Raw genomic sequence first — 7916 nt, forward strand, 5'->3', positions numbered from 1 at the left:
TGTCAGGACTTGCAGCCTTTGCGTATGCCGAATTTGCGTCCGCATTACCATTTGCCGGTTCTGCTTATTCATGGGCGAACGTTGTCTTTGGTGAAGTGTTTGGCTGGATTGCCGGCTGGGCCTTGCTGGCTGAGTACTTTATTGCCGTGGCGTTTGTGGCCTCAGGTTGGTCAGCTAACTTTAAGTTGTTCCTAGCGTCACACAATCTCGTTTTGCCGCCTGCATTAGCCGGCTCGTTTGCTGCCGGTAACGGGGGTGTGATTGACATTTCGGCTTTGTTTGCCGTGTTAATCGTCACCGTGTTGCTATGGCGTGGGACAAATTCTACCGCACGTGTGGAAAATATCTTAGTGATTGGAAAAGTCTTAGTCATTTTGATTTTCATTGGGGTTGGTTTGACAGCTATCCATCCTGGTAACTATGTCCCATTTATTCCAGAAAATAAGCCAGGCACAACGTTTGGTGGTTGGCAAGGCATTGTGGCCGGTGCCTCACAAATCTTCTTAGCTTATATTGGGTTTGATTCAATTGCGGCCAACTCAGCAGAAGCTAAGGACCCTAAGCGCACAATGCCTCGGGGTATCATTGGCTCATTGGTGGTCGCTACGATTTTGTTTGTGACGGTTGCCTTGGTGCTGGTCGGTATGTTCCATTACTCAAAGTATGAAAACAACGCAGCACCTGCGGCTTGGGCTTTGCTTCAATCAGGTCACGGCTTTACGTCTAACTTGTTGTCTGTTGTGGCTTTGGTTGGGATGTTTACTGCCATTATTGGCATGATGTTGGCCGGTTCACGTTTGTTGTACGCCTTTGGTCGTGATGGCTTATTGCCAAGCTTCCTTGGGGATGTGAATGGTAAGGGTCTGCCAAACAATGCGTTGTTGGCTTTGTCAATTATCGCTATCTTAGTCGGTTCAGTCTTTAGCTTTACAGAACTTGCTGGCTTGATCTCAGCTGGGACGTTGATTGCCTTTATTATTGTGTCATTTGGGATCTATGCTTTGCGACCACGTGAAGGAAAAGATATCCAAGAACCAGGCTTCAAGATGCCATTTTACCCAGTTTTGCCAGCTTTGGCAGCCTTGGGTTCAGGCTTCATTTTCTTTAATTTGGACAACCAAGCGAAACTCTATGCCTTTGGTTGGTTTGTGATCGGTTTGATTATCTATGCGGTCTATGGGGCGCGTCATAGTAATTTGTCAAAATAAGTTGTTTTACCTTCAAGCCCTGGTTAACCAGGGCTTTTATTGTCAGAAAAAAGGGTGGACCATGTCAAACAATCAAGAAATTTTAGCTGCGGAACAACAACATTTGGCAGCGGTATCACGGGTAAATTATTTTGACCTGGTCATTGATCATGGGCAGGGCGCTATTGTGACGGATGCGGATGGTCGGGATTACATTGACTTGTTGGCCAGTGCGAGTGCCACCAATGTCGGTCATGCTCATCCCAAAGTTGTGACCGCGATTACACAACAGGCCCAAAAGCTGATTCAATACACACCAGCGTATTTTGCCAATACAACTACGGCACAACTGGTGCAACGCTTGACAGCGCTTACGCCAGGGACATTTGAAAAACAAGCCCTGTTTGGCAATTCGGGTTCCGATGCTAATGATGCCATGATCAAATTAGCGCGCGCCTACACGGGCCGATCCTATATTGTGAGTTTTACAGGTGCCTATCATGGGTCGACTTACGGCGCCATGTCTATTTCGGGGGTTAGTCTGAATATGACACGGAAAATGGGCCCACTCTTGCCAGACGTTGTGAAAGTCCCTTATCCTGATCCGTCACAACGATTAGCTGGTGAAACGGATGCGCAATTCTCGCAGCGTTTATTTCAAGCGTTTAAGTTACCTTTTGAGACTTATTTGCCAGCCGATGAAGTGGCTATGGTCATTATTGAACCGATTCAAGGCGATGGTGGTATCATCAAAGCACCACAAGCATATATGGAGTTGGTGTATCAATTCACGCGGGAACATGGGATTGTTTTTGCGGTGGATGAAGTCAATCAGGGCCTAGGGCGCACCGGAAAAATGTGGTCGATTGATCACTTTGGGATTGCGCCGGATTTGTTAAGTATGGGTAAATCACTGGCCAGTGGTTTGCCGTTAAGTGCCGTTGTTGGTCGTCGGGAGATTATGGCCAGTTTGGCCGCACCGGCAAATGTTTATACGACGGCTGGTAATCCGGTCACTGCTGCAGCTGCCTTGGCGACACTTGATGTATTAGACACAGAAAATCTGGTTGCGCGTTCCGCAGAATTGGGGGCTATCGCCCGTGAATTTTTCGAGCAGGCTGCACAAAAGTATCCGTTTATTGGCGATGTACGGCTATATGGGTTAAATGGTGGGATTGAGATCGTGACCGCTGATGGGCAGGCTGACGTTGCGGGCACCACTAAGATTATCTATCGTTTATTTCAATTAGGCGTGATTATGATTAGTTTGCGTGGTAATGTGCTACGCTTTCAGCCACCGCTTGTCATCACGCGGGCACAATTACAAACCGCTTTTGATAAATTAACGCAAACGTTTGAGGCGTTCATGGCCGATGAACTCGACTTACCAGAAACTGATCATCATATTGGGTGGTAATGTGCTATAATAACTAAAGAAATCTGGATATACAAAATTTGCGCGATGCCAGTCAGAAATGTGTTGGTTAATGCAAAACACACATCACAAATTTTGCGCTCCCAGATCGTATTGTAATCGAAAGGTTACCGCGCCTCAGCGTTATGAGTTTATGAAGGTAAAGATTGAAGATCATTACAAAATGCGGTGGTACCACGGTGAAGCGTCCGCACTTTGTTCTGGTCTTTTTATATTTCAAATCAAGGAGAATTACCAATGAAAGAATTGACGTCAGCAGAAGTCCGTCAGATGTTTTTGGATTTCTTTGCATCAAAAGGGCATGAAGTTGTCCCTTCAAAAAATTTGATTCCACAAGATGATCCGACTTTGTTGTGGATCAATTCGGGTGTGGCCACATTAAAAAAGTATTTTGATGGGACTGTCGTACCAGAAAATCCCCGTATTACGAATGCGCAAAAGGCCATTCGGACCAACGATATTGAAAATGTTGGCAAGACAGCTCGCCACCACACACTATTTGAAATGATGGGGAACTTTTCAATTGGCGATTATTTCAAGGAAGAAGTGATTCCTTGGGCTTGGGAATTGTTGACGAGCCCGGAATGGTATGGTTTGGATAAAGAACGTTTGTATGTGACTGTTTATCCAAAAGACCAAGAAGCCAAGAAGATTTGGGAAGAAAAAACGGACTTGCCAGCTGGTCATATTTACGAAGTTGAAGACAACTTCTGGGATATTGGTGAAGGGCCTTCAGGACCTGATTCAGAAATCTTTTTCGATCGTGGCCCAGCCTTTCAAGATTTACTAGATGATGATCCAGAAATGTATCCAGGTGGTGAAAATGAACGTTACTTGGAAATTTGGAACATCGTCTTCTCACAATTTAACCATTTGCCTGGTATGACGGATAATTCACAGTATCCAGAATTACCACACAAGAACATTGATACGGGAATGGGGCTTGAACGTGTCGTTTCAGTGTTCCAAAATGGCCGGACAAACTTTGACACAGATCTATTCTTACCAATTATTCGTGCAACAGAAGCTTTGTCACCAAACTTTAAGTATGATGGGACAAAAGATTCTGATAGTAACACCAGTTTTAAAGTGATTGCTGACCATATCCGGGCCATTACGTTTGCCATTAGCGATGGGGCGATGCCTTCAAACGAAGGCCGTGGTTATGTCATTCGGCGCTTGCTCCGTCGGGCGGTTTTGCATGGTCAAAAGTTAGGCATTCAAGGCGAATTTTTGACGCAACTTGTGCCAATTGTTGGGGAAATTATGCAAAGCTATTATCCAGAAGTGCTGGAAAACGCGGCACGTATCCAAAAGACGGTTGCAGCTGAAGAAAAGCGCTTCAATGCAACGTTGACTGGTGGTTTGGCTTTGTTGGACGATGTGATTGCAGCGGCAAAGGCCGACGGAAAAACACAAATTTCTGGTGCAGATGCCTTTAAGTTGTCAGATACGTATGGCTTCCCACTTGAATTGACGCAAGAACAAGCTGCCGAAGCTGGCTTAACTGTTGACGTGGACGGCTTTAATGAAGCCTTACAAGCACAACGTGCCCGTGCGCGTGCAGCGCGTTCAAATGACAAGTCAATGGGCGTCCAAAATGCTGTGTTGACCGATTTGAAAGTTGCTTCTGAATATGTTGGTTGGTCAGAAACAGCGGTTGATTCAGCTGAAGTTGTGGCCATTATTGGTCAAGATGCCGATGGCATTGATGCTTTGCTTGATCAAGCAGTCGCTGGTGAACAACGCCAATTAGTCTTTGATAAAACACCGTTCTACGCTGAAATGGGTGGACAAGTTGCTGACTTTGGGACAGTTTTGAACAAGCAAGGTGACGTTGTGGCGGAAGTGATTGATGTCCAAAAGGCACCAAACGGCCAACATGTGCATACTGTTAATGTGCTGGCTGACATTACGCTTGGGAAAAACGTTGATTTGCGGGTAGATATGGCACGCCATGTTGCGGTATCAAAGAACCATACGGCGACCCACATGTTAGATCAAGCCTTGCGGAATGTGCTTGGTGGCGATGTCCACCAAGCAGGATCATTGGTTGAACCTGACTATTTGCGTTTTGATTTCACCAACGAAGGACCAGTATCTGCCGCCGATCTTGATCAGATTGAAGCGATGGTGAATACGGAAATCGCTAAAAATGCACCGATTTCATGGCTGGAAACTGATATTGAAACAGCGCAACAAATGGGGGCTGTCGCAGTCTTTGGCGAAAAGTACGGCGATGTTGTCCGGGTCGTATCGATTGGCGACTTTAACAAGGAATTTGATGGTGGTACCCATGCGCAGTCAACGGCGGAACTTGGCTTGTTCAAGATTGTGTCAGAATCTGGTATTGGGGCTGGTGTACGCCGTATTGAAGCCGTTACTGGCTTAGACGCACTTGCGCTATATAAGGCAGAAGAAAACGCCTTAAAGGCTGTTGCTGCCCAAGTGAAAGCACAAAAAATTACGGATGCGCCTGACAAGGTAGCCGATTTGCAAGCCGAATTAAAGGCAACACAACGGACATTAGAATCAGTTGAAGCGAAATTGGCGAATGCAGCCGCTGATGAAGTCTTTAACGACGTTCAAACAAGCAACGGCCACACTTACATTGTGGCGCAATTGCCAGTTTCTGGCATGGATGGCTTACGTCAAGTTGCTGATAATTGGAAAGCAAATTACCCATCAGAAGTGTTAGTGCTAGCAGCTGACATTGATGGTAAAGTCAACCTCATTGTTGCGGCTTCACCAGAAGCCAATGCAGCTGGTATTAAAGCAGGTGATTTGATTAAAGCCGTTGCCCCACGCGTTGGTGGCGGTGGCGGTGGTCGCCCAGACATGGCGCAAGCTGGTGGTAAGAATCCAGCTGGTATTCCCGATGCCTTTGCAGCAGTCGCTGACTTTTTGGCACAAAACTAACATCACTTATTTAGAATCTTATGGTTCTGTGATATAGTTGTCATATTTATAAGGTAAAATAGATTTAGGACAATTAGTCACGCTAGACTGAGTCGTCAGCGTGAGCAACTAAAGAAAGGAGCGTGTGCGATGACAGTAGGAGATGAAACAGCAATTTTCGACTTTGGCAATCAACAGCCCAAGGCGATTCATGAAACGCTAGAGATTGTTTACCAAGCTTTGGAAGAAAAAGGATATAACCCAATTAACCAAATTGTCGGTTATTTGATGTCTGGCGATCCCGCTTATATTCCGCGTTTGAATGATGCACGTAATTTGATCAAGCGTCACGAACGTGACGAGATCATTGAAGAACTTGTGCACGCCTATTTGAATAAATAATGCGTATATTAGGATTAGATGTCGGTAGTCGAACAGTTGGTGTTGCGGTGAGTGATCCCATGGGTTGGACAGCCCAAGGGGTTGAAATCATTCGCATCAACGAAGATGAGGCAGAATTTGGCCTCGAACGATTGGGTGAAATTATCAAGGCCAAGCAAGTTAAAGGGATTGTCTTAGGTTTACCTAAAAACATGAATAATTCCGAAGGCCCACGTGCTGAAGCAGCCCGGCGTTATGCCAAAATGGTTGAAGAAACATTTGGTTTGCCAACTGATTTTCAAGATGAACGCTTAACAACGGTACAAGCTGAACGCATGTTGATTGAAGAAGCAGATATTTCACGTAAAAAGCGCAAGCAGGTCATTGACAAAATTGCGGCAGAATTTATTCTGCAAAACTATTTAGATGCTAATGGTAAATTAGCCAAGTAAAGACGCGAAACAACGTTTCTAGGCGAAACGTTGTTTTTACGTTATAATAGAGATACAAAAATTGAAGGGAGTGCGTGGGAGAAATGGTGCTGACAACCGATAACGTTGTTAGCGCACGATACGCGCAAAGCATTTATTATGGCAAACCAAGAAGATATTCAAAAGATCACACTTGTCGACGAAAACGGCGACGAAGCATTATACGAAGTCTTATTCACTTTCCATTCTGAAGAATATGGCAAGGACTACATCTTGCTTGTACCAGAAGGCGTGGAAGATGATGAAGAAGTGGACATCCAAGCTTACATCTTCAACCCAGATGAAAATGGGGATGCAACGGAAGAAGATTTGATTCAAATCGAAGATGATAAAGAATGGGATATGGTTGAAGAAGTCCTCAATACTTTCTTAGAAGACGATTCAAATTTTGAATAAGCATGAAGAAACGCGATGGCGTTTTTTTTGTTACAAAAGTTTAACAATTTGATGGCTTATCGAGTGATAAACTATTATGTAGAAGAGTGAGCAAGCAGCTTGATCGCTCAAATATTAGACGATATAACTGCTTTAAGTACGCATTAGTGTTGGCGAGACGAGTTATATTTTGGAGGAACACATGGTTACATTAGTAGGGATACTTGACCTTGCGCGTTTTCAATTCGCAATGACAACGATTTTCCACTTCTTCTTTGTACCGATGTCAATCGGGCTAGGTGTCGTGGTGTCAATCATGGAAACGATGTATGTCATCAAAAAAGATGAAACATACAAGAAAATGGCGCAATTTTGGGGTAAGATTTTCTTGTTGAGTTTTGCGGTAGGGGTTGTTACCGGCTTGATTCAAGAATTTCAATTTGGTATGAACTGGTCTGAATATTCACGTTATGTCGGGGATATTTTCGGTTCATTGTTAGCCATTGAAGCGTTGGTTGCCTTCTTTGCGGAATCAACATTCATTGGCTTGTGGGTATTTACTTGGGATCGTTTTAAGCCAAGTATCCACGTTTTGTTCATTTGGATTACAACAATTGGGTCAATGATGTCGTCGCTTTGGATTTTGGCGGCTAACTCATTTATGCAAAACCCAGTTGGTTATGCGATTGACAATCACATAGGACGTGCCGAATTAAAGAGCTTTAGTGCGTTACTTGCTAACAAGCAGTTGTGGGTTGAATTCCCGCACGTGGTTGTTGGGACATTGGTCACAGCTGGTTTCTTGGTTGCGGGTATGTCAGCTTTCAAATTATTGAAGTTGAAAAAAGGTGACAGTGAGATTCCCTTCTTCCGTAAGTCAATTAACATTGCCTTAATCGTTGGTTTGATCGGTATTGGTGGTGCCTTGATTTCAGGTGATAAGCACGCTTATGATTTGCAATCAATGCAACCTATGAAGTATGCAGCGATGGAAGGTGTTGATAAGACCATCAATTCAGCTGACCGTAAGGATAAGGCACAACCTTGGTCATTGATTTCAGTAACCAATCCCAAGACACACGAAGTGATTGCTAACGTTGAAATCCCTTATGTTTTGTCAATTTTGGGTAACCACTCATTGACGGGTGG

7 protein-coding genes are annotated in these 7916 nt (G+C 44.5%); all 7 read left to right on the forward strand.

Annotated features, from left to right (window positions below; genetic code table 11):
- A partial coding sequence (locus ACW12G_RS00645) for an APC family permease (protein WP_455647046.1) occupies positions 1 to 1208 on the forward strand: 1208 nt, incomplete at its 5' end.
- A 61-nt stretch (positions 1209 to 1269) separates the two neighbouring features.
- Positions 1270 to 2604: an aspartate aminotransferase family protein gene (locus tag ACW12G_RS00650; protein WP_455647047.1), complete on the forward strand. Its 1335-nt coding sequence runs from the start codon at positions 1270 to 1272 to the stop codon at positions 2602 to 2604.
- A 255-nt stretch (positions 2605 to 2859) separates the two neighbouring features.
- The gene (gene alaS, locus ACW12G_RS00655; protein ID WP_455647048.1) at positions 2860 to 5541 is read left to right on the forward strand and encodes an alanine--tRNA ligase; all 2682 of its coding nucleotides are present in this window, start codon (positions 2860 to 2862) and stop codon (positions 5539 to 5541) included.
- 129 nt (positions 5542 to 5670) lie between these two features.
- Positions 5671 to 5922 carry an IreB family regulatory phosphoprotein gene (locus ACW12G_RS00660; RefSeq protein ID WP_010002043.1) on the forward strand — a complete coding sequence of 84 codons (252 nt, stop codon included), beginning with the start codon at positions 5671 to 5673 and terminating at the stop codon, positions 5920 to 5922.
- Positions 5922 to 6353, forward strand: coding sequence for a Holliday junction resolvase RuvX (gene ruvX / locus ACW12G_RS00665; RefSeq protein WP_455647049.1), 432 nt, complete (start codon positions 5922 to 5924; stop codon positions 6351 to 6353). The genes ACW12G_RS00660 and ruvX overlap by 1 nt, the downstream gene beginning before the upstream one ends.
- Before the next feature lie 138 nt (positions 6354 to 6491).
- A complete protein-coding gene (locus tag ACW12G_RS00670) occupies positions 6492 to 6788 on the forward strand; it encodes a DUF1292 domain-containing protein (RefSeq protein ID WP_029509018.1) in 297 nt (98 codons plus the stop codon).
- A 181-nt stretch (positions 6789 to 6969) separates the two neighbouring features.
- A partial coding sequence (locus ACW12G_RS00675; protein WP_455647050.1) for a cytochrome ubiquinol oxidase subunit I occupies positions 6970 to 7916 on the forward strand: 947 nt, incomplete at its 3' end.

The organism is Leuconostoc sp. (assembly GCF_965300815.1).